Below are 19,199 nucleotides of genomic sequence, written 5' to 3' on the forward strand. Positions count from 1 at the left end.
TCACGCATAGGAGTGCAGTCCTCCGAAGAACAGGTTGCCCAGGTAGGTGAACAGGACGGCGGCGAATCCGAGGATCAGCAGCCAGGCGGCGCGGTTGCCCCGCCAGCCGCGCGTCACGCGGGCGTGCAGGTAGGCGCCGTAGATGAGCCAGGTGACCAGGGCCGCGGTCTCCTTGGGGTCCCAGCCCCAGTAGCGCCCCAGGCGACATTCCCCCACAGCGCCCCCAGAATCAGCATGAGCGTGAGCATGGGGAAGGTGACCACGGTGGCCCGGTAGGCCAGGTCGTCCAGCACCTCCTGGCGGGGCCAGCCCCGCCAGCGCACGTGCGGGGCCAGCAGGTACATGACCGCGGCGGCGAAGGAGACCACTGCGGCCCCGTATCCCAGCGACGCGGTGAACACGTGCAGCGTCAGCAGCGGAGAGTTCTGCAGCGCCGGCATGAGCGGGCTCGGCTGGTAGGACAGGGTGGAGGCGTAAATCAGCATCGCCAGGATCACCGGCAGCACGATGATTGACACGGTGCGCACCCGGTAGCGCCACTCGAAGACCACCTGCGCCAGCATCATGCCCCAGGCAAAGCAGATGGCGAACTCGTAGTGGTTGGAGAAGGGGGCGTGCCCGGTGGCAATGGCACGGGCGATCAGCGAACCCGTCAGCAGCAGCAGGCCCAGCTGAGTCGACTTAGCCGCCCACCAGGTGATGGTGAAGCGCTTGATCGGGGCTCGCTGAACCCCGCCGGTCACCTCCACGGTGCGCTCACCGTCGCCGGTGTCGACGACGACGCTCACCCCCGCCCCTCCCGCCGGGGCCGCGACGGCGGCCCGGGACATGCGGGCGGAGAAGAATGCACCCAGGTAGGCGATGGTGGAGATCACCACCAGGGCGGTGGTGATCAGCAGCAGGGCCTGGGAGTACTCAAGCATCGGCGTCGGTCCTTTCCGCGTGCTGTGTCATCTGTCCGCTCAGGCTGACGGACATGTCGGTGAAGAAGGCACTGAATCCGTAGTCGCGGCGGTCGGGGGAGGCCAGCTGCACCAGGGCGCCGTCGTCGACGTCGGTAACCCGCACCCAGATGCGCCGGTGCCGGAAGAACATGGTCATGCACACGCCAATCGCCAGTAGGCCGAAGCCGACCCAGACGATCGGGGCACCGGGGTCGCGGCGCACAATCATGCCGGTGAACTGCTGCTCCCGCTCAAACGTCAGGGTGTAGTCCCCCACCGCCGTCGGCGCACCCTGGTCCAGGATGGCCTGCGCGCTGGGCGTGGTGGCGTCGCCGTCGTACAGCTCGACGCGCACCTGGCCGGGCTCGATGCCGGTGCCCACCTGCCCGGAGGCGGCCTCGACCACGTACAGCACCGGGCCGTCGGGCAGGGTGGTGTGGCCGTAGTTGAAGATCTTGTCCGAGGTGGTCCACTCCAGGGCGACGCCGTCGTGAAGGATCTCCGTCCCGGAGGCGTCGGCCACGCGCATGACGGCGGATACCCCGAAGTAGGACTGGTGGAACATGACGCCGTGGTAGCTCAGCGGGGTGTTGACCCGTACCTGCTGGGAAGCCACCTGCTGGCCTGCGTCCAGCAGGGTCAGGTCGGCGACGTAGTCCTTCGGCGAGCCGTCCTCGTAGTAGGTGTCCTGGAAGCTGTTGGCCTGCGCCGTCAGGACGGTGCCGTGGCCCACGTCCTTGGGGTAGCCGACGGTCAGGGTGAACTGCTGGTCGCGGAAGCCGGTCAGGGAGGAGACCACGAACCCGGCCATGACCACCACGAAGGCGAGGTGGGCGAACACCGTGCCGAAGGGCGCCCAGTAGTTGCGGTCCAGGTAGGCGTTGAGGCCGGGACCGCGCTCGTCCACGATCACGCGCATGCGGCGCCGACGGGCGTCCTTGCACACGATCGCGAAGGCGTCCGCGGCGCTGAGCGGCGCGGTGAAGTGGGAGCGCAGCCGGGCCCGGTCGAAGAAGCGGGCGGTCACCCGGGTACGCGGGTGCCGGTAGGCCCGCCAGATGACCGGCAGGCGGTGCACCGTGCAGGCGATGATCGAGGCGGCCAGCAGCCCCATCACCACCAGGAAGGGCACCGAGGTGAACATGTTGAACGCGCCCAGCGTGCGCAGAATGCCGGTCCAGCCGCCGAACACCGGCCGCACCTGCTCCAGCCACTGCTCGGTGGCCTGGGCATCCCCCGGGCGGAGTCGGGCATCTGCGGGAAGATCGCGCCCAGCAGCCCCAGCAGGCCGGCCAGCAGAATCAGCACCAGGCCCACGGTCTTGTTGTAGAAGAAGGCGTAGACCTGCCGGAGCACCTGGCCCAGGGGCAGCGCGGCCTGGTCGTCCAGGCCGTCCACGGCCCCGGAGCTGCGCGGCGCCCCGGCGGTACGCGGCTCCGGGGGCAGCGTCTTGGTCTGTTTCACCGTCAGTGCCTCCTTACTTATAGTCCCAGCGAGGGAATCAGCGCGGACAGCCGGGTCAGCAGGCCGCTGACCATAAGCAGCCCGACGACGACAAGCACGCCCCCGCTGGCCAGGGACACGCCCACGTGGTGGCGGCGGAACCAGCCGAATCTCCGCGTCACCTGAGCCGACCCGAGGGCGACCGCGATGATCGGGATGCCCAGGCCCAGGCAGTACGCGGTCATCAGGGCGATGCCGGACCAGACCGTCGGGCTCGCCGTCGCCAGCGCGAGAATGCCCCGAGGATCGGGCCGATACACGGGGTCCAACCCGCACCGAAGGCGATTCCCATCAGGGCGGCGCGCAGCGGCGACCCGGCGGCGTCGGCGGGGCCGGAGGCCCGTACCTGGGTGTCGAAGGGCCGCAGCGTCAGAATGCCCGCAACGTGCAGCCCCATCAGCACCAGGACCGCCCCGGCCACTATGCGCAAATGAACCACGTAGGGGCCCAGTGAGCGCCCAAGCAGCCCGAGCGCGGCCCACAGGGCGATGAAGACCACGGAGAAGCCGAGCACGAAGCTCAAGGAGTTCGCCAGGGCGGCGCGGCGGCGCACGGGGCCGCTCCCGGCCCCCACCAGCTGCCCCACGAAGGCGGGCACGATCGGCAGGAAGCAGGGCGAGGCGAAGGAGACGAGGCCCGCCAGCAGGGCGACAGGAAGAGTCAGCTCCATCCGCTCACCCCGCGCTCGGCGTAGCCGTGGCCGAGCCCATGGTTCCCACATGACCCCGGACATTCGCGGCCATCTCCGAGTCTGGGGCTAGCTGAAGCACCTTCTCCCAGCACTGATTCGCCCGGTCGGCGTCGGGAGGGGTGCGGGCCATGTACAGGAAGCCGAGGTTGTACCACGGTTCGGCCACGTCCGGGTCGATCTCGGCGGCGCGCAGCCAGTGCGCCTCCGCCTGCTCGTACTGGTTGGACTGGTACTCCGCCACGCCGATGGTCAGCAGCGCGTCCAGGTTGTCGGGGTCGACGTCGAGGATCTGCTGCAACCAGGTAATGGAGTCCTGGTACAAGGCCGCCTTGAGGTACATGACGCCCAGCTCCTGGCGGGACTGCGCATCCGCGGGATCCGCCTGCGCCTGCGCCTGGAGCTCCGCCTCCCGCTCGGTGTCCACCGGCTCGGCCTCATCCATGGCGGCGATGGCGCTCGCATCGGCGGTGGCCGCGATGGACGGGTGCCCCTCGGGCAGCGCCGTGCCGGCGGCATCGTCCTGTCCAGCCTGCTGCACGATGATGACGACGGCGGCAGCCAGCAGTGCCACGAGCACCAGGTTCAGGCGGGAGACGCCTCCGCGCGGCCGCACCGCCGCGGAGGTGCGCCCGCGTACGGCCTTGACCGGCCGGGCGGGGGCAGCAGCATCGTCGTCCTCCGCCAGCAGGTCCTCGACGTCGGCCGCGTCCTCACCGTCGTCCTCACCATCCGGCTCGTCCCCAATGCCGTCTTCAGGAGCAGGCTCGTCGGCGGGCTCGCCGTCCGGCGTCCTGCGTGCCGCGGCCGCGGCGGCGTCGGCGGCCTTGCCCGCGCGCCCGGCCTCAGGGTCGACCTCGAGGTCGGCCTCGAGGTCGGCCAACTGCGCGGCCGCCCATCCCTTCAGCCCTTCCGGGGCGGTGGCCAGGAAGGCGGCAAGTTCCTCCCGATTCGGCTCACCGCTGGTCTCCTGTGCTCGCGATTCCTCGTTCCCCTGCGCTTGACGCATACCGCTCTTGTACCCCGTCAGTCGCCGGTGTCAGGCAGGTGCTGCTCGGGGATGGCCGGCCCGATCCCGTTGTCCACCTCGACTCCGCGCAGCGCCAACTGCCCGGAGCGGGCCCAGTCGGTCGCCTGGTTGAGGATGGAGATCGAGTAGGCGGGTGCGTGGAAGCCGCGGCCGTTCTCCGAGAAGGAGTAGTCGATCACGAACTGCGCCTTGCGCTGGTAGTCGCGGGCCGTGGCCAGCTCGTCCGCCGACGCGCTGCCGTCCTCATCCGCCGCCGTGATATCGGTGATCAGCGCATCCAGGGCGGTGAAGGATACGTTCAGCGAACCCTGCCAGCGGGTCTGGATGACCTCTACCCGCTCGCGCATCTGCGCCGCCGTGGAGTGGTGGCAGGTCAGGCAGGAGGCGTTAATGCTCTCGTCACTGACCATCGGGCTCATGATCTGGTGGTTGGAGACCTTGGCGGCACCCTCCCGACTGTAGGCCATGTGGCAGTCGGCACAGGTCACGCCATTTTCGGCATGGATACCCTGGGCCCAGGTCTCGAAGTCTGGGTGCTGCGCCTTGAGCACCTCGGCACCGGACTCCTCGTGAGTGAAGTCGGTCCAGCCGACCTCGTCGTAGTAGTCCATGGCGTCGTATACGGTCAGGCCCTTGTCCCACGGGAAGGTCAGCGTCTTGGAATCGCCGGCGAAGTAGTACTCCACGTGGCACTGGGCGCAGACGTAGGAGCGCATCTCCTGGTTAGTAGCGTCCCGGTTGACGTCGTAGTCCGCGATGCCCTCGGCGGCCTTGGCCTTGCGGATGCCGTCGATGAAGGCGGGCCGGGTGATGGTCAGCTCCATGGTCTGCGGGTCGTGGCAGTCGATGCAGGCGATGGAGGAGGAGGTGTGCTCGTAGGCCTCGTCGTAGCTCATGGCGTTCATGGCGTGGAAGCCGGCCTCACGGTCGCCGTCGCCCAGCTCGTCGTAGACCTCCGGCATGGAGGCGTGACAGTTCAGGCAGGTGCCGGGCTGGTTGAAGCGCTCGTCGGTGCGCTCGGTGTAGCGCTGGTCCACCAGCGCCCACTCGTGCCCGCGCGGCTCGGTGTAGTCCACCGCGAAGGCGTAGCCGCGCCACATCCGCTGTGCGCGGGTCTCGGACTCGATCCGGGAGATCGTGTGGTACTCGCGCGGATCCTCAGCGGTGGGGGTGACGGCGATGAAGTCACCGTCGGTGTCCTCGATGGTCTTGCGGTACTGCTCGTACTGGATGGGGAAGTTCTGGCCCCATATGGCCGGATCGTAGGTGGTATCGCTTAGCTCAACCACCTCGGTGAAGGGGGACGCCGACTCCTGCTTGTGCTCGAAGATAGTCGTCAGCATCCAGGTCACGGCACCTGCCGCCACGGCGACTACCACCAGCACCAGGGCCGGCACCCACTTCTGCGCCCGCCCGGCCTTGCGCACACCGCCCGCCGCATCGGCCTTAGCGGCCTGTGCGGCGCCGTCCGCCCCGTCCAGGTCCGGATCCAGGTCCGCGTCCAGGCCGGGGTCCTCCATAGCGGCGTTGTCCCTCTCGGTACTCATGTCGCATCACCTCGTGTGCCCGACGCCGTCGTGACAGCGGATGCACGACACCGTCTCGTCTTTGTGGGTGGAACTGTTGGTGGCCTGGTCGACGAAGTCGCCATGGCAGTACAGGCAGGCCGCCTCGGTGATCTCACGGTTGTGCTCGCGGATCTGGATGTTCTCCGGATAGTCCTGCAGCGTGAACTTCAGGGAGTGCCACAGGCCGTTGTCAGCCTTGTTGATGTACTTGTAGACGACGTTGTCATGCGGAAGGTGGCAGGAGTTGCAGGTGGCCACCTCATGGTGGCTGCCCCGCTGCCAGGCCTCGTACTGCTCATTCATCGCATGGCAGTTGGCGCAGGTGGCCGGATCATCACCGAGGTAGGAGACAACACCCGAGTAGTACACGGTGAAGCCGCCCACTCCCAGGACCGCGCCCAGCAGCGCCGCCAGGGCGATCCTGGTCCAGCCGGTGAACAGGCGCGTGTAGCCGCGCCATAGCGTCCTGACGAGACGTACCACGCGGCACCCCCTCACGCTCCGGGAATGTCACGCCCCGTCCGTTGGGGACACGGACCGACAAGGGCTTCCTGACCATATGAAGGATATCACACGGCGTCGTGAAACGTCAGGACTTACGCCCCAGCCTCCGGCCGGGGGCACGTAGCAGTCACGGCCGGCTAGCCATAGCCGACCAGTCAGTAGCGGGTGCGCACGCTGGCATGCCCGGCGATGCGCCGCACCACCCCGCGGGGCGCCACGCGCAGCAGTGCGTTGACACCCAGGTACCGCAGCGAGGGCGTGCAGATGACCTGGCCGCGGCGCACCGCCGCGAGCGCGGCCCGGGCCACATCGTCGGCCCGCAGCCAGGCGATCGGCGGCCAGGCCGCATCCATGCCGGCGCGGTCGTGGAACTCCGAGCGCGTCAGGCCAGGGTTCACCACCGTGGCCGTTACGCCGGTGCCGCGCAGCTCACTGGCCAGGCCCTCGGTGAAGGTGCGCACCCAGGCCTTGTGCGCCGCGTAGGTACCCATGGCGGTCAGCGCGGTCACGGAGGCGACGTTCAGGATGGCGCCGTGCCCGCGCGCGATCATCCCCGGCACGGCGGCGTGGGTCAGCTCCATCACGGCACCGACCATCACGCTCAGGGCCCGCCGCTCCTGGGCGATGTCACCTTCTGCGAAGGCCTGCCCGACGGCAAAGCCGGCGTTGTTGACCAGCAGGTCGATGGGCTGGGCCGCCACCTGCGCGGCGGTGTGCGGGGCATCCGGGCGGGCCGGACCCGCCGCGGGGTCGGCTGCGGGCGCTGCGACGCGCAGTCGCTCGGCGACGCGGCCAACGTCATCGGCGACCGACAGGTCCGCGGCGATCACCTGCACGCCGACTCCCGCCGCCTGACTGATTTGCGCGGCAACCCGATCCAGCCGCGCGCGCGTGCGGGCCACCAGCACCAGGTCGTGGTGGGCCTCGGCGAGCTGCCAGGCCAGCTCCAGGCCGATTCCGCTGGTGGCGCCGGTGATGAGTGCGGTTCCCATGGGGCTGAGCCTAGCCGCGCCGCCCACCGCCCGCACTACGCGCACGGGCGCCGGGCGGGCGGCCGCGGTAGCCTGCCCGTATGCGCCTGGCTACCTGGAACGTGAACTCCGCCCGCACCCGCGTCGACCGGATCGTCAGTTTCCTTCAGCGCAGGGACGTAGACGTGCTGGCCATGCAGGAGATCAAGTGCCGCCCCGACCAGTTCCCCGCGCGCCCTTCGAGGCGGCCGGCTACGAGCTGGCCGTGCATGGGCTGAACCAGTGGAACGGCGTGGCCATCGCCTCCCGGGTGGGGCTGGCGGACGTCGTTACCGCCTTCCCCGGGCAGCCCGGCTGGGCGGCGAAGGCGGGGGCCGAGCCGGTGGTGGAGGCACGCGCTCTGGGCGCCACCGTCGGGGGCGGGGACGGCGAGCCGGTGCGGTTGTGGAGCCTGTACGTGCCCAACGGCCGCGAGCTGGCACACCCGCACTACCAGTACAAGCTGGCTTGGCTGGCGGCCCTGCGCGATGCTGCGGCAGGCTGGATGGCGGCGGATCCGGGCCAGGCGCTGGCACTGGTCGGCGACTGGAACGTGGCGCCGCGGGATGAGGACGTGTGGGATGTGAGCGTCTTCGAGGGCGCCACGCACGTGTCCGCGCCGGAGCGGGCTGCCCTGGCGGCGCTGGAGGCTGTCGGCCTGACCGAGGTCACGCGCGAGCGCGTCACCAACTACACGTACTGGGACTACCAGCAGCTGCGCTTCCCCCGCAACGAGGGCATGCGCATCGACTTCGTCTACGGCTCGGCCGCCTTCGCGGCGCGCGTGCGCGATGCCGCCATCGAGCGCGACGAGCGCAAGGGCAAGGGACCGAGCGATCACGTGCCCGTCATCGTCGACCTCGACTGACCGGGATGGCCCGGGGTCCGCCCTCGCGTCGGCCTTCACACGGTGCGCCACGGCGCGCTAGTGCGAGTGACGCACGCTTAGCCATCGGTGCGCGTCACAAGAACCGCGAAATTCTGCGGTTTCACTAAGCGCGCCGAAAACGGCGAAGGGCTCCAGCGTGCGCCGGGTCCTTCGCCGCACGTGGGAGCGTCGGCGCCGCGAGTCGGGCAATTTCAAAAATGGCTGTTTTTCAAGGAAAAGTCCCGATTCAGGTAATTGGGGCGACCGGCTGAGCGTGCGCGGCCGCGATGCCCGAGTCATAGGGCGAGTAGCTGGGCGCTGAGCGCGGGCCAGTTCTCCCGGTGCACGGCACTGAAGGGGCGCGCGCCCAGGAATACCGCCTGGCGGCGGGCGACCGGGTCTATCCAGATGAATGAGCCGGACTGGCCGAAGTGGCCGAAGGTCTCGGGGCTGTTCGTCGGGGCGGTCCAGTGCGGCTGCTTGGCGCCGCGAATCTCCAGGCCAAGGCCGAATTCGTTTGCGGCCTGGCGTCCGTATCCGGGCAGTACGCCCGGCAGGCCGGGGTGGACGGGGCGGCGTGCGGCTGCGGCAAGAGCGGGCGAGACGAGGGTTGGGGCTGCGAGCTCGCGGGCGAAGGCGGCCAGGTCGGCGGCGCTGCCCGTCCCCGAGTATGCGGGCGAGCCGGGGATGCGGACACTCGCCATGCCGAGGGGTTCGAGGACGCTGGTCTCAACCCACTCCTCAAGCGGGGTGGCGGTCGCCTCCTCCAGGCACCGACCGAGGATTTCGAAGCCGCGGTTGGAGTAGATGCGGCGGTGGCGCGGCGGCGCCAGGACGGCATCGGAGTCGAAGGCGATGCCGGAGGCGTGGGCGAGCAGGTCACGGATGGTGGCGCCGGGCAGGCCGGGCGCAGCCGAGGCGCCGAGGTCCAGCAGGTGCCGGTCGGCGGCGACCAGGACGCTCCAGGCGACGATCGGTTTGGTCAGGGATGCGAGTGGGAAGACCGTGTTGCCGTCGCCGACCTGGGCGAGAGTGCGGAAGCGGGGTCGTGTGCTGGGGGCCGAGGGGGCGCCGGTGCCCGCGTCCGTGCGGTGTTCATCGGCGATGAGCGCGATGGGGAAGTCGAAAGCCGTTACGGCAGGGAGGGCCTCCGGCCCGACCGGGGCGGGCACGGCGCCAAACCCAGCAGGGAGGGCCTCCGGCCCGACCGGGGCGGGCACGGCGCCAAACCCAGCAGGGAGGGCCCCCGGCCCGGACGTGGTCGGCACGGCTCCTCCTCAGTGCAGGCAGAGCAGTTGCTCGTGGAGGACATCCAGTACGGGCGCTTGCGAGGCCGGGCCGCCGCCCAGGGCGCGGGCGATCTGGGTGGTGAAGGAGTCGACGCGGTTGTTGGTGTCACGCAGGTCGTAGTACTGCTGGACCTCGGCGTCGTAGGCGGCCAGGGCGTCGACGTGGGCGTCGAGGTCGGGGTAGGTGTCCACGGAGGTGACGATCTCGCGGGGCAGGCGCGGCTTGTATTGCGGTTCCTGGGCGGGGTGGCCCACCAGCAGTCCGAGCAGCGGGTAGGTGCGCTTGGGCAGGCCCAGGGCGGTGATGACACGGCGCACGTCGCCGATGATGGAACCGAGGTAGACGGTGCCCAGGCCCAGGGACTCGGCCGCGACCACCATGTTCTGGGCGGCGATGACGGCGTCCTCAACGCCCTGGAGGAACAGGGCGGTGCGCTCGAGCGGCTCCAGGGAGGCGCCGGCCCGCTCGCGGATGACGGCGTTGCGGTGCAGGTCCACCACGAACACGAACAGCTCCCCGCGCTCTCCACCCACGTAGGGCTGGCCGGAGGCGAGGTGAAGCTGCGCGCGCACCGCGGGGTCCTGGACCCGGATGACGGTTACCTGCTGCTGGAAGGAGGAGCTGGCGGCCTGACGGGCGACATCCAGCAGGGTGGACACCACGTCCTCGGCAACCGGCTCGGAGGTGTAGGCGCGGATGGTGCGGTGGGCCAGCTGGGTGGCGATTGTGGTGTTGGTGACTGGGGTGGCCAAGGGGGCGGTCAGGGCGTTAGTAGGCGCTGAGGCAGCGGCGCCGGTGGAGTCATTGGCGGGCGTGGTCGTCATGTCTCGACTCTAGCCCGGTCGGCCGGGTTGGCGCCGGGAGACTCGGGCGACAGCCACGAGCGGGGACGGCCCCGGCGGCGGACGCCTACGATGGGGCCGATGCCCTTCTACCACCGCCCGCGTCGCCCGTTGCGCCAGACGCTCCAGCCCCGCCCGAGCACGAGCGCACCCGATGCGGCGGACGTCGCGGGAGTGGGTTACGCCGTCGTCGACCTGGAGACCACGGGGCTGTCACCGGCGGCGGACTCGATTATCGAGATCGGCCTGGTTCTGGCGGGACCGGACGGGACGGTGGAGCGGACCTGGTCAACCCTGGTGAACCCGGGCGTCGGCGTCGATGTGGGGCCCACGCACATTCACGGGCTGGTGTCCGAGGATCTGATCGGGGCGCCCGCGCTCGCTGACGTCGCCGACCTGCTGGTGCGCGACCTGGCGGGACGGGCGGTCGTGGCCCACAACGCGCGCTTCGACGTCGGCTTCCTCACCCAGGCGCTGGGCGGCTTGGACCGCCTGGAGCGCGGGGCGCGAGTGCCGCGGGTGTGCACCATGGAACTGGCGCGGCACTTCATGGCCACCCCGTCGCGGCGGCTGGTGACCTGCTGCGAGACCGCCGGGGTTCAGATTGGGCGGCACCACACGGCGCTCGACGACGCCCTTGCCAGTGCCGGGCTGCTGCGCCACTACATGGCGGTGGGGCGGGAGCGCGGCGAGGAGCCGGTGGCCTGGTCGCGCTCCCTGGCCGAGGCGGTGGTCTTCAATGGCTGGCGCTGGAGTGAGGCGTCGGCCCGCGCCCAGGAGGCGCGCCTGGTGCCGCGCCGCGGCGATGGCGTGCTGCGGCAGGTTGACGCCGGGCGGCTGTAGGACGTGGCAAACGCGCATTACGCATGTGGGCTAGCAGACCTGTGCGTAGTACATAGAATCTGATTTGTGATTTACTGCCGCGGGTTCGTATCCGCACGTCTCGTCGAGAGGCTCCCTGATGTCTTCGATCCCCCTGGCAGCTCCTGGTTCGTCCTTTGGTTTGTTGCCTGGGGGCCGCGTGGAGTGGTGGGAGGTGTTGCGTGATCGTGTGACCGGCACGGCCTGGTTCGGACGCCTGTTGCGGTTTCGGGCGGCGTGTTCGTGGGTGGCGGCCGTGGTGGTGCTGGTGGCACTGATCGTGTCGCCGACGTTGCGGGCGGCCCTGGGCGCGTGGATCGGCTGCATGTGGCTGGTGCTGTGCTGGTTCGCACTGGCGCGGGCGAAGAGCGTGTCTTGGGCGCTGGTGTCCGGGGTGCTGGCGGCGGCGATGCCGTGGGCGGGGGTCATCGCGGCAACGAGTACGTGGGTGTCGGGGTTGGCTGAGGTGTCGGTGAGCTCTACGGCCGCTTCGGTGGTGGTGGCCCCGTTGGTGGAGGAGGTGGGCAAGCTGGTGCCGCTGGCGGTGCTGGCAGTGGCGGCTCCGGGGCGGGCGCGGCGGCTGCTGGCGAGCGACTGGCTGGTGCTGGGCGTGGCTTGTGGCGCTGGGTTTGAGGCGGTTGAGGAGATGGCGCGTCGTGTTCTCATCTTGGAGGCGCAGCCGAGCCTGTTCGGTGCATTGGGTATGTTGACGTGTTCCTATCAGGGTGTCGGCGACTTGGAGTGCTTGGGCGCGGCCACGTTCTCCCTCAGTCCGTTCTCAGGTCAGGCGGGGGAGTATCTGGTTTTCGCGGGGCACGCGATAGTGACCGGCCTGGTGGCCGGGACGGTGGGGTTGTCCGTAGCTGCGTGGCGCCGGTGCGCAGGCATGACCGGTCCGGGGCGCCTGGTGGCGCGGGCGGTGTGCGCGCTGGCGCCGTTGTGGGCGTTGTGGGTGGCGATGGTGGATCACGCCGGCCGCAACGCCAGTCAGTACGGTGCCTGGTCGAGTACCGGGGACCAGGCGCCGTGGTGGCCGGTGGGGGCCACTTCTGCTTTGACGCTGGGCGGTCACGGGCGCGGCTGGGTCCTGCTGGCCTTGTTGGGTGTGGCGTGGCTGTTGGACATGCGCACGCTGTGGGAGGGCGGCTACACGCTGTCGCTTGAGGGTGACGACGGCGGCGGGCGGTGGGGGCTGTGGCGGCTGCGGCGCATCAAGGCGCTGCGCTATGACCGCTGGCGGCCGCTGCGGGCGGTGCTGATCGATCTGGTAGCCACCGCGGGGATTGAGTGGCGGTGGGCCTACCTCACGCTGCTTGAGGCCGCCGACACACGCCAACCAAGTTTGTTGGCGGTTACGCCCGCGAGGCTGCGCGTGGGCCGGGAGGAGGCGGCGCGCGCGGTGCTGGACGCCGTGCCGCAGCGCTGGTGGGTGTGGCGGCTGGCGGGCGTGGGCTCCCTGGGGGTGGCCGTCGGCGTGGTGGCTCTCGCCCCGGTGCTGGCCGCTGCCCTGGAGACGCAGTTGAGTAGCTCCGGGGTCTTGTGGTGGCTAGCGGGGATTCTCCACGCGCTGGGGGCCTGGTGGGAGGGCCTGAGCCTGGGGCAGAAGGCCGCATTGGTGTTCTTTGTTGGGGCGGTGGTGGTGCTCACCGGAGGGACGCTGGGGCTGGCCTTCGAGGTCGGCATGGGTGTTACCACTGCTCTCGGAGCGGCTCATGGCGCCGCTGACCTCATGCGTGACCCGTCCGGGACGGCACGCCGCTATGTATCCACCCACACGCCCGCTGAGGTGGTCTTGGACTTGGCCTTGACGGCGCTGACCTTCGTGGGCGGTGGCGCGGTCAGTGGGATGGGCGGGCAGACCGCCCGCGGCGCCTACTGGGCCTCCCGGCAGGCCGCCCGCGAGGCCCGCTACGAGTACTGGCTGTGGCACAATAACCGGCCCGCCTGGCGTAGTTACGTCAAGGACCGCAACCAGGCCGTACGCCGGTACCTGGCCGATGAAACCGGTGCGGTAAAGCCCGGTTTATTCGATCCGCGTGCCGGCAAGCACTACCCCGGCGTGCGCAAACCCGTGCGCGGGTCCAGTGAGGGCGGTGTCGGTACCTGGGGTAAGGGCAAGAACCACAGCCCCTCCTGGCGCTCGGCGACCTATGAGGAGCAGGTCACCGGCGTGCGCGTGGATGACTCCTACTTCGTGGGCGGCAAGGAGTTCGACGGCTTCAGGGACGGCGTGCTCCTCGAGGCCAAGGGCGAGGGCCTGGCCAACCTCATGAACAAACCCTGGGGCGAACACATTGTCGATGACGCGGTCGAGCAGGCGAGAGAACAGGTCGCGGCCGTGCGCGCCACCGGCACCAACACCCCCATACACTGGCACATCGCCGAAAAAGAATTCTACGATGTTCTCCGAGACCTACAGAAAGACGGTAAATTCGCTTCCGAGGTCAAGCTGTTCTTCACCCCACCCAACTACTACTAACCAGCAACCACAACCGGTCCACAACCGCAGCCAACAGGAAAGGACAATCATCATGAGATGGAAACTTGTGTTCAGGACATACCGCCCGGGTTTGGACCAGGACATGGATGAGTCGATCGTCAAGGCGTGGGAGTTCATGCAGGCCATCAAGCCGTATGACCCCACCTTCCACCGGTGGCGGGAGACCGCCCGCACCAAGGCGCAGGCCGAGGCCAACCCCAATATCGAAACCCTCGACCAACTCCGCCAGTCCGTCTACGCAAGCGCCGACCCCGAACTCCCCGGCGCCATCCGATCATTCTTCAGCGGCGACATTGACACCGACGGAAGCAGCCTTAGCATCCAGTTGGGCATGCCCAGTCCCGACACCCACTTCATAAGCCTGCACACAGGCCACGCGCTCGGGGCGCGTATTGACGCCGACGAGGACTTCGCCGACTGGCTGATATACACCGGCGCCCGCATCATCAACCCCACCATCGGCGCACTACGACGAGACGGCGAGCCTCTCAACCCCGACCCCGAACCATACGACTTCGGACCCGGGTGGAAGATGTTCTTCCACCAGGACTCACCCCACTGGCCCCAGGCCTGCGCCCTAGCAAACAAGACCATGCCCGTAGCCGAGGGCGCCATCCTCACCTACGGCACCCCCGACACCTACACCCAAACCCTCAACCAATGGCCCCGCGACAACGCATGAACATCACGGCCTGACTCCGGATCACACCCCCGACCCTCAAGCCGAACCACCGCCGTCGCCGTAGTCGACAAGCATGCACCGCCCCATGAGGGCGGGGTCGGCACCTGGGGCAAGGGCAAGAACCACAGCCCCTCCTGGCGCTCGGCGACCCATGAGGAGCAGGTCACCGGCGTGCGCGCCACCGGCACCAACACACCCATACACTGGCACATCGCCGAACAAGAACTATACGAACGACTCCTCGAACTCCAGAAGCACAATAAGTTTCCCGCCACCATCAAGCTCTTCTTCACCCCACCCAACTACTACTAACCGCCACCCACAACCAACAACAGCAAGGCAGCAGGAAAGGACAGACGCCATGAAATGGTATCTAGATTTCAGCATCTATCGGCCCGGCCTTGACCAGCGTATGGATGAGTCGATCGCCAGGGCGTGGGAGTTCATGCAGGCCATCAAGCCGTATGACCCCACCTTCCACCGGTGGCGGGAAACCGCCCGCACCAAGGCACAGGCCGAGGCCAACCCCAACATCGAAACCCTCGACCAACTCCGTGGGGCCGTCTACAACACTATGAAACCCGACCTACCCGGCGCTCAGCTTATGCTGTTCAGCGGCGACATCGATGCCGACGGCAGCACCCTTGACATCCAACTGGGCTTAGGGCTCGCCGACACCCACTTCATCGCCTTGCACACAGGCCACGCGCTCGGGGCGCGTATTGACGCTGATGAGGACTTCGCCGACTGGCTGATATACACCGGTGCCCGCATTGTCAACCCCACCATCGGCGCACTGAGCAGACAAGGCTCGCCGCTCAACCCCGACCCCGAACCCTACGACTTCGGACCCGGGTGGAAGATGTTCTTCCACCGCGACTCACCCCACTGGGGCCAGGCCCACGCCCTCGCAAGCAAAGCCGTGCCCGTAGCAGAAGGAGCCATCCTCACCTACGGCACCCCCGACACCTACACCCAAACCCTCAACCAATGGCCCCACCAGCAATGACCGGCGTGGCCGACGAGATGACCTAGACGAGATGACCCAATAGAACCGAATTGGGACTAAAACCCGACCAGGAACCCGTCGTCGTCAACTACTACTCCCCCAGCGGCGGCCAGCAGTGCGGCGGCAACATCCTCAATGAGAACGCGTGCGGCAGCGCGTGCCTGCCGCACGCCGTCAGGCAGATCCTCGCGGTGAGCGTCGGCAGGGTCCAAGGGCGTCCACACGATCTGGTAGGCGATTACGCCGTCGCGCGACCACGCCTCACCCCGCACAGCCAGCGGCACCTCCTCCGCCGCCTGCACGCGAATCTCGATCCCACCCCACTCGGGGTGCGCGTGCGCCACCTCCGCGACTACGCCGTATCCGTCGCGCAGCTCCTCCACGGGTGCGCCCGCCGCCCGAGCCCGGGCCTCCTCCTCCGCCTGTTCGTGGCGACGACGCTCGGCCGCCTGCCAGGCCGCATCCAGCACATCCTCACCGATGGTCTCAGAGAGCCTTACCAGCTCCTCATGCGGTATGGCAGCAAGGCCGGTCGGGCCCGCCGTCGGCTCCGCATGCAGCAGCAGGCGAGCACCCGGAGCGATCGGGGCGGCCACGGAGACAGCGCCGTCTGGCGTGATCCACACCGGGGAGTACACGGTCAGCGTGGTGGACAGCTCGGGGTCGGGCACCACGAGCACAGGAACAGTACGGCCACCAGCTTCCTGCGGGTCGCCAGCCAGCCTCAGTCCTCCGGCCAGGCGGCGGGCCATAGCGCGCACGCGGGTCAGCGCAAGCAGTTCGGCGCCGGCGGGCTGAGCCAGCGGGAAGGCGTCCGTGAGCGGATCAATACCCGCCAAGGCGGCCGGCAACGCACCGTCCCGCTGAGGCGGGCAGTCCAGGACCATCACCTGGGCGACCCACTCGGGCAGCTCCAGAACACCCCGCAAGTCGGCGTCGGTGTCCCACGGCCCCTGCAGCTCGGCGCCGGGAGCCACCTGCAGGCGGGAGGCGCCCACCCAGCCGGCGTTCTCGTCCAGGGACAGGGCCAGAGCCTCAACCTCATCGACGGTCACGTCATCGGCTAGCAGCAGGAGGTGCTGCGCATCGGCGCGCCCCACTGGGAAGGAACCGACCGTGGACAGGGCAGCACTGGGCAGGGTAGTGGCCAAGTCGGTGCCCGCGGCGTAGAAGTCCGGCAGCACCGGGACAGGCTGCTCCTGGTCGGCGGAGCGGTTCGGCTTACTCATGCGCCCGGCCCCTCGGAGACGGGCGCGGCGGCTTCAGCCAAGGGGCCTGCGTCAGTGATGCGGATGCGGTGGAATGACAGATGTGAGCGCGACGCCGTCGGGCCGCGCTGGCCCTGGTAGCGCGAGCCGGTGGCGCCCTGGCCGTAGGGGGCGGCGGCGGGCGAGGACAGCCGGAAGAAGCAAAGCTGCCCGACCTTCATACCGGGCCAGAGCTTGATGGGCATGGTGGCCGTGTTCGACAGCTCCAGGGTGACGTGGCCGGAGAAGCCGGGGTCGATGAAGCCGGCGGTGGAGTGGGTCAGCAGGCCCAGGCGCCCGAGGCTGGACTTGCCCTCCAGGCGGGCGGCGATGTCATCGGGAAGGGTGACGCGCTCGTAGGAGGACCCCAGGACGAACTCACCGGGATGCAGCACGAGCGGCTCGTCGGGACCCACGTCGACCAGGTGAGTGAGCCGGTCCTGCTCGACGGCGGGATCGATCACCGGGTAGCGGTGGTTGTCGAACAGGCGGAACCAGCGGTCCAGGCGCACATCAATAGAGGCGGGCTGGATCATCTCCGGGTCATAAGGCTCGAGGCCGACGTGACCGGATTCGAGTTCTGCGCGGATGTCACGGTCGGAAAGCAGCACGCCCCCGATTGTGCCAGGTTGCCGGCGCCCCGGCACCCGGCTCGGGGCGCCGCGGCCGACTCAGTTGCTCAGCGGCACGCCTTTAGCGTCGACGCCCCACGGCTGGGCGCCGGGCGTGGCAGTGAGGATGATGATGCCCTCAACCAGTCCCCAGATCCCCGATACCACAGCAAGCAAGCCAAACGACAGCAGCGTGATCAGCAGCTGGGCGATCGCCTTGCCGTTGTAGCCCAGGTAGAAGTTGTGGACGCCGAAGCCGCCGAGGAAGATTCCCAGCAGGCCCGCAGCAACCTTGGACTTCTGGTTGTACATGGCGTAGGGCTGGCCGTACGCCGCGGCCGGCGCCTGGTAGGCAGGCTGCTGGTAGCCCTGCTGGTACCCGGCCTGCTGGTAGGCGGGATCTTGGTACCCCTGCTGGTAACCGGCGTTCTGGTAGCCGGCCTGCTGCGCCTGATCGTATCCAGGCGGGTAGCTACCGCTCGCGTAGGCCTGCTGCCCCTGGTAGGTGTCTAGTTGCTGATAGGGATTGGCCGTCGCAGCGTCGGAGGAAGCGGCATGGTCCTGCGATACCTGGGACTCCGGCTGATAGCTGCCGCCGGAGGCGTCCTGCGTGTTCGCCCCGTCGGAGCCGTCAGTGTTCTGCGGTTCGGGCGGGCTGAAGGGCGAGAAACTCATATGCTCACTCTGGCAGATCGGGGCGCGGCCACGCAGCCCGTCTCATGGGTCGTTCTCCCCACGCGAGGAATCTCACGCCCGTTGCAGCGACTTGGGTCACGCTGCCGCGGAGCACCGGCCGACCCGCCTGTTTGTGCCGGTGCGCACCAGCCCCCGCGGGCGCCCGCAGCCACCGGCGGGACCCACCTCTGCCGGGGCGCGTTGCAACGCGCCCACCACGTGGTAACCTGTGCCCGCACCTCATCCAGATATGAGGCGCGCGGGTGTAGTTCAATGGTAGAACTTCAGCTTCCCAAGCTGACAGCGCGGGTTCGATTCCCGTCACCCGCTCCACCGATGGCCCGCGGATTCCTGAACCGCGTCCCTCACCACAGCCCGGCGACGGCGCGCACCACCAGCCAAGTGACTCCGGCGTCGACCAGCACCCAGGTCAGCCACCAGAATCCTGCAGGTAGCGGGGTCAGCGCGGCCAGCGTACGGTGATCGGCACCGCCGTCGCGCGAGCGGGCGACGGCACCGAGAGACTCCCACGCCCCGGCGAGCAGCAGCAGTCCAACGCCGACCACCACACCTGCGCGCACAGGCACGGCCACGGCGGTGTCACCCCACCACCACAGGACCGCCACCACCGCGGCGCTAAACGTCACCAGTGCTGCGGTGCGCACGGACCGGCTCATCACCAGCAGCGCGACCAGCACCACCAGCGCCGCCGCCAGCACCGTGCCCGCCCAGCCTGACAGGGCGGCGAGCACTGCGCCCGCGCCGATGACCGCCGGCATCGGGTAGCCGGCCCAGGCCGTGATGCAGCGGCCGGGCCCGCGGCTGCGGCCGGAGGTGACCGCCCGCCCGGACAGGTCGCCCGCGATGACGAAGCCGTGGAAGCGGCGTCCAACCAGCATGCCGATAGCGGCGTGTCCGGCCTCGTGTACGAGCGTTGTCAACGCGCGGGACCAGCGCCGCACTCCCGGCAGCGCCCAGGCCAGGACCAGCACTACGGCAGCCGGCCAGAGCAGACGCGGGTCGGGCGCCGGGGAGGCGGCCATGCGTGAAAGCACCTCCTCCCAGAGCGTGCCGGCTCCCGGGAGAGCCACAGCTGCTACCGGCACGTCCGCCGCCGCCCATCCGGAGGTCGAACGCACCCCGGCGGGCAGGGCGGCACTGATTGTGGGCGCGCTAGTCACGATCACCCGCCGCAGTCTGCCAGGCACTTCTGTGCGGGTGTTGTCGATGCGCAGCCTGGACCGGTGCTCCTGCCCTTAATCGGGCGAACACTGTCACAGAATGCACCACTTTATGACCGGAGCGCTCCCTGTAACATCGCCGGGCCGCATGACTACGCGGATTTGAAGATGGGCCAACCGCCGGGT

At 69.0% G+C, this 19,199-nt stretch carries 18 protein-coding genes, 1 tRNA gene and 2 pseudogenes; 6 read left to right on the forward strand and 15 right to left on the reverse strand.

Annotation, left to right across the window (positions count from 1 at the left end; all coding sequences use genetic code 11):
- The 9 genes and pseudogenes from ccsB to CWT12_RS11910 form a co-directional block, all read right to left on the reverse strand.
- Positions 1-923 (reverse strand): annotated as a pseudogene (gene ccsB / locus CWT12_RS11880) (c-type cytochrome biogenesis protein CcsB).
- Entirely contained in the window at positions 916-2,136 is a 1,221-nt protein-coding gene (locus CWT12_RS11885; protein WP_237564185.1) for a cytochrome c biogenesis protein ResB, read from the reverse strand. Before CWT12_RS11885 ends, ccsB begins: the two are co-directional and overlap by 8 nt.
- Positions 2,058-2,408: a hypothetical protein gene (locus CWT12_RS14160; RefSeq protein ID WP_237564186.1), complete on the reverse strand. Its 351-nt coding sequence runs from the start codon at positions 2,406-2,408 to the stop codon at positions 2,058-2,060. Before CWT12_RS14160 ends, CWT12_RS11885 begins: the two co-directional genes overlap by 79 nt.
- Positions 2,409-2,425: 17 nt before the next feature.
- The gene (locus tag CWT12_RS14165) at positions 2,426-2,632 is read right to left on the reverse strand and encodes a cytochrome c biogenesis protein CcdA (RefSeq protein ID WP_237564187.1); all 207 of its coding nucleotides are present in this window, start codon (positions 2,630-2,632) and stop codon (positions 2,426-2,428) included.
- Positions 2,632-3,117: a cytochrome c biogenesis CcdA family protein gene (locus CWT12_RS11890; RefSeq protein ID WP_237564188.1), complete on the reverse strand. Its 486-nt coding sequence runs from the start codon at positions 3,115-3,117 to the stop codon at positions 2,632-2,634. The genes CWT12_RS14165 and CWT12_RS11890 overlap by 1 nt, the downstream gene beginning before the upstream one ends.
- A 4-nt stretch (positions 3,118-3,121) precedes the next feature.
- Positions 3,122-4,144 carry a tetratricopeptide repeat protein gene (locus CWT12_RS11895; protein ID WP_161924969.1) on the reverse strand — a complete coding sequence of 341 codons (1,023 nt, stop codon included), beginning with the start codon at positions 4,142-4,144 and terminating at the stop codon, positions 3,122-3,124.
- Positions 4,145-4,161: 17 nt separating this feature from the next.
- Positions 4,162-5,712, reverse strand: coding sequence for an ammonia-forming cytochrome c nitrite reductase subunit c552 (locus CWT12_RS11900; RefSeq protein WP_237564189.1), 1,551 nt, complete (start codon positions 5,710-5,712; stop codon positions 4,162-4,164).
- A 6-nt stretch (positions 5,713-5,718) separates the two neighbouring features.
- A complete protein-coding gene (gene nrfH / locus CWT12_RS11905; protein WP_161924970.1) occupies positions 5,719-6,216 on the reverse strand; it encodes a cytochrome c nitrite reductase small subunit in 498 nt (165 codons plus the stop codon).
- 176 nt (positions 6,217-6,392) lie between these two features.
- Positions 6,393-7,229 carry an SDR family NAD(P)-dependent oxidoreductase gene (locus tag CWT12_RS11910; RefSeq protein WP_161924971.1) on the reverse strand — a complete coding sequence of 279 codons (837 nt, stop codon included), beginning with the start codon at positions 7,227-7,229 and terminating at the stop codon, positions 6,393-6,395.
- Positions 7,230-7,309: 80 nt separating this feature from the next.
- On the opposite strand from CWT12_RS11910, the pseudogene CWT12_RS11915 reads away from it, so the two are divergent.
- A pseudogene (locus tag CWT12_RS11915) lies at positions 7,310-8,115 on the forward strand (exodeoxyribonuclease III).
- A gap of 296 nt (positions 8,116-8,411) precedes the next feature.
- Here the strand turns inward: CWT12_RS11915 and CWT12_RS11920 are convergent.
- Both CWT12_RS11920 and CWT12_RS11925 read right to left on the reverse strand, forming a co-directional pair.
- The gene (locus CWT12_RS11920; RefSeq protein ID WP_161925483.1) at positions 8,412-9,287 is read right to left on the reverse strand and encodes a serine hydrolase domain-containing protein; all 876 of its coding nucleotides are present in this window, start codon (positions 9,285-9,287) and stop codon (positions 8,412-8,414) included.
- Positions 9,288-9,392: 105 nt separating this feature from the next.
- Positions 9,393-10,229 (reverse strand): NADPH-dependent oxidoreductase, encoded by an 837-nt coding sequence (locus tag CWT12_RS11925; protein ID WP_161924972.1) that lies wholly within the window; start codon positions 10,227-10,229, stop codon positions 9,393-9,395.
- A gap of 99 nt (positions 10,230-10,328) precedes the next feature.
- Here CWT12_RS11925 and CWT12_RS11930 point away from each other — a divergent pair, with 99 nt between their 5' ends.
- The 4 genes from CWT12_RS11930 (at position 10,329) to CWT12_RS11945 (ending at position 15,299) form a co-directional block, all read left to right on the forward strand.
- Entirely contained in the window at positions 10,329-11,090 is a 762-nt protein-coding gene (locus CWT12_RS11930; protein WP_161924973.1) for a 3'-5' exonuclease, read from the forward strand.
- A 193-nt stretch (positions 11,091-11,283) separates the two neighbouring features.
- Positions 11,284-13,587, forward strand: a complete 2,304-nt coding sequence (locus tag CWT12_RS11935) for a PrsW family glutamic-type intramembrane protease (protein WP_237564190.1) — start codon at positions 11,284-11,286, stop codon at positions 13,585-13,587.
- Between the two features lie 52 nt (positions 13,588-13,639).
- A complete protein-coding gene (locus tag CWT12_RS11940) occupies positions 13,640-14,290 on the forward strand; it encodes a hypothetical protein (RefSeq protein ID WP_161924975.1) in 651 nt (216 codons plus the stop codon).
- 361 nt (positions 14,291-14,651) lie between these two features.
- On the forward strand, positions 14,652-15,299 hold the full coding sequence (locus tag CWT12_RS11945) for a hypothetical protein (RefSeq protein ID WP_161924976.1): 648 nt from the start codon (positions 14,652-14,654) through the stop codon (positions 15,297-15,299).
- A gap of 56 nt (positions 15,300-15,355) precedes the next feature.
- Here CWT12_RS11945 and CWT12_RS11950 read toward each other — a convergent pair whose 3' ends face one another.
- The 3 genes from CWT12_RS11950 to CWT12_RS11960 are packed head-to-tail and all read right to left on the reverse strand — an operon-like array spanning position 15,356 to position 17,832.
- The gene (locus tag CWT12_RS11950; protein WP_237564191.1) at positions 15,356-16,528 is read right to left on the reverse strand and encodes a hypothetical protein; all 1,173 of its coding nucleotides are present in this window, start codon (positions 16,526-16,528) and stop codon (positions 15,356-15,358) included.
- Positions 16,525-17,157 carry a dCTP deaminase gene (dcd, locus tag CWT12_RS11955; RefSeq protein ID WP_161924977.1) on the reverse strand — a complete coding sequence of 211 codons (633 nt, stop codon included), beginning with the start codon at positions 17,155-17,157 and terminating at the stop codon, positions 16,525-16,527. The genes CWT12_RS11950 and dcd overlap by 4 nt, the downstream gene beginning before the upstream one ends.
- A gap of 60 nt (positions 17,158-17,217) precedes the next feature.
- Entirely contained in the window at positions 17,218-17,832 is a 615-nt protein-coding gene (locus CWT12_RS11960; protein ID WP_161924978.1) for a TM2 domain-containing protein, read from the reverse strand.
- A 259-nt stretch (positions 17,833-18,091) separates the two neighbouring features.
- Between CWT12_RS11960 and CWT12_RS11965 the strand changes: the two genes are divergently transcribed.
- A tRNA-Gly gene (locus CWT12_RS11965) sits at positions 18,092-18,165 on the forward strand.
- 32 nt (positions 18,166-18,197) lie between these two features.
- On the opposite strand, the gene CWT12_RS11970 is transcribed toward CWT12_RS11965, so the two are convergent.
- On the reverse strand, positions 18,198-19,019 hold the full coding sequence (locus CWT12_RS11970) for a M50 family metallopeptidase (RefSeq protein ID WP_337247890.1): 822 nt from the start codon (positions 19,017-19,019) through the stop codon (positions 18,198-18,200).
- Between the last annotated feature and the right edge of the window lie 180 nt (positions 19,020-19,199).

The organism is Actinomyces sp. 432 (assembly GCF_009930875.1).
In the GTDB taxonomy this organism is placed as follows: Bacteria; Actinomycetota; Actinomycetes; order Actinomycetales; family Actinomycetaceae; genus Actinomyces.

Excerpts from the sequence above, each read along its gene's own strand:
- CWT12_RS11900 (WP_237564189.1), bottom strand. The coding sequence starts at position 5,712 with ATGAGTACCGAGAGGGACAACGCCGCTATGGAGGACCCCGGCCTGGAC.
- CWT12_RS11910 (WP_161924971.1), bottom strand. The coding sequence starts at position 7,229 with ATGGGAACCGCACTCATCACCGGCGCCACCAGCGGAATCGGCCTGGAG.
- CWT12_RS11930 (WP_161924973.1), top strand. The coding sequence starts at position 10,329 with ATGCCCTTCTACCACCGCCCGCGTCGCCCGTTGCGCCAGACGCTCCAG.
- CWT12_RS11940 (WP_161924975.1), top strand. The coding sequence starts at position 13,640 with ATGAGATGGAAACTTGTGTTCAGGACATACCGCCCGGGTTTGGACCAG.
- CWT12_RS11890 (WP_237564188.1), bottom strand. The coding sequence starts at position 3,117 with ATGGAGCTGACTCTTCCTGTCGCCCTGCTGGCGGGCCTCGTCTCCTTC.
- CWT12_RS11925 (WP_161924972.1), bottom strand. The coding sequence starts at position 10,229 with ATGACGACCACGCCCGCCAATGACTCCACCGGCGCCGCTGCCTCAGCG.
- CWT12_RS11960 (WP_161924978.1), bottom strand. The coding sequence starts at position 17,832 with ATGAGTTTCTCGCCCTTCAGCCCGCCCGAACCGCAGAACACTGACGGC.
- CWT12_RS11950 (WP_237564191.1), bottom strand. The coding sequence starts at position 16,528 with ATGAGTAAGCCGAACCGCTCCGCCGACCAGGAGCAGCCTGTCCCGGTG.
- CWT12_RS11945 (WP_161924976.1), top strand. The coding sequence starts at position 14,652 with ATGAAATGGTATCTAGATTTCAGCATCTATCGGCCCGGCCTTGACCAG.
- CWT12_RS14165 (WP_237564187.1), bottom strand. The coding sequence starts at position 2,632 with ATGACCGCGTACTGCCTGGGCCTGGGCATCCCGATCATCGCGGTCGCC.
- CWT12_RS11895 (WP_161924969.1), bottom strand. The coding sequence starts at position 4,144 with ATGCGTCAAGCGCAGGGGAACGAGGAATCGCGAGCACAGGAGACCAGC.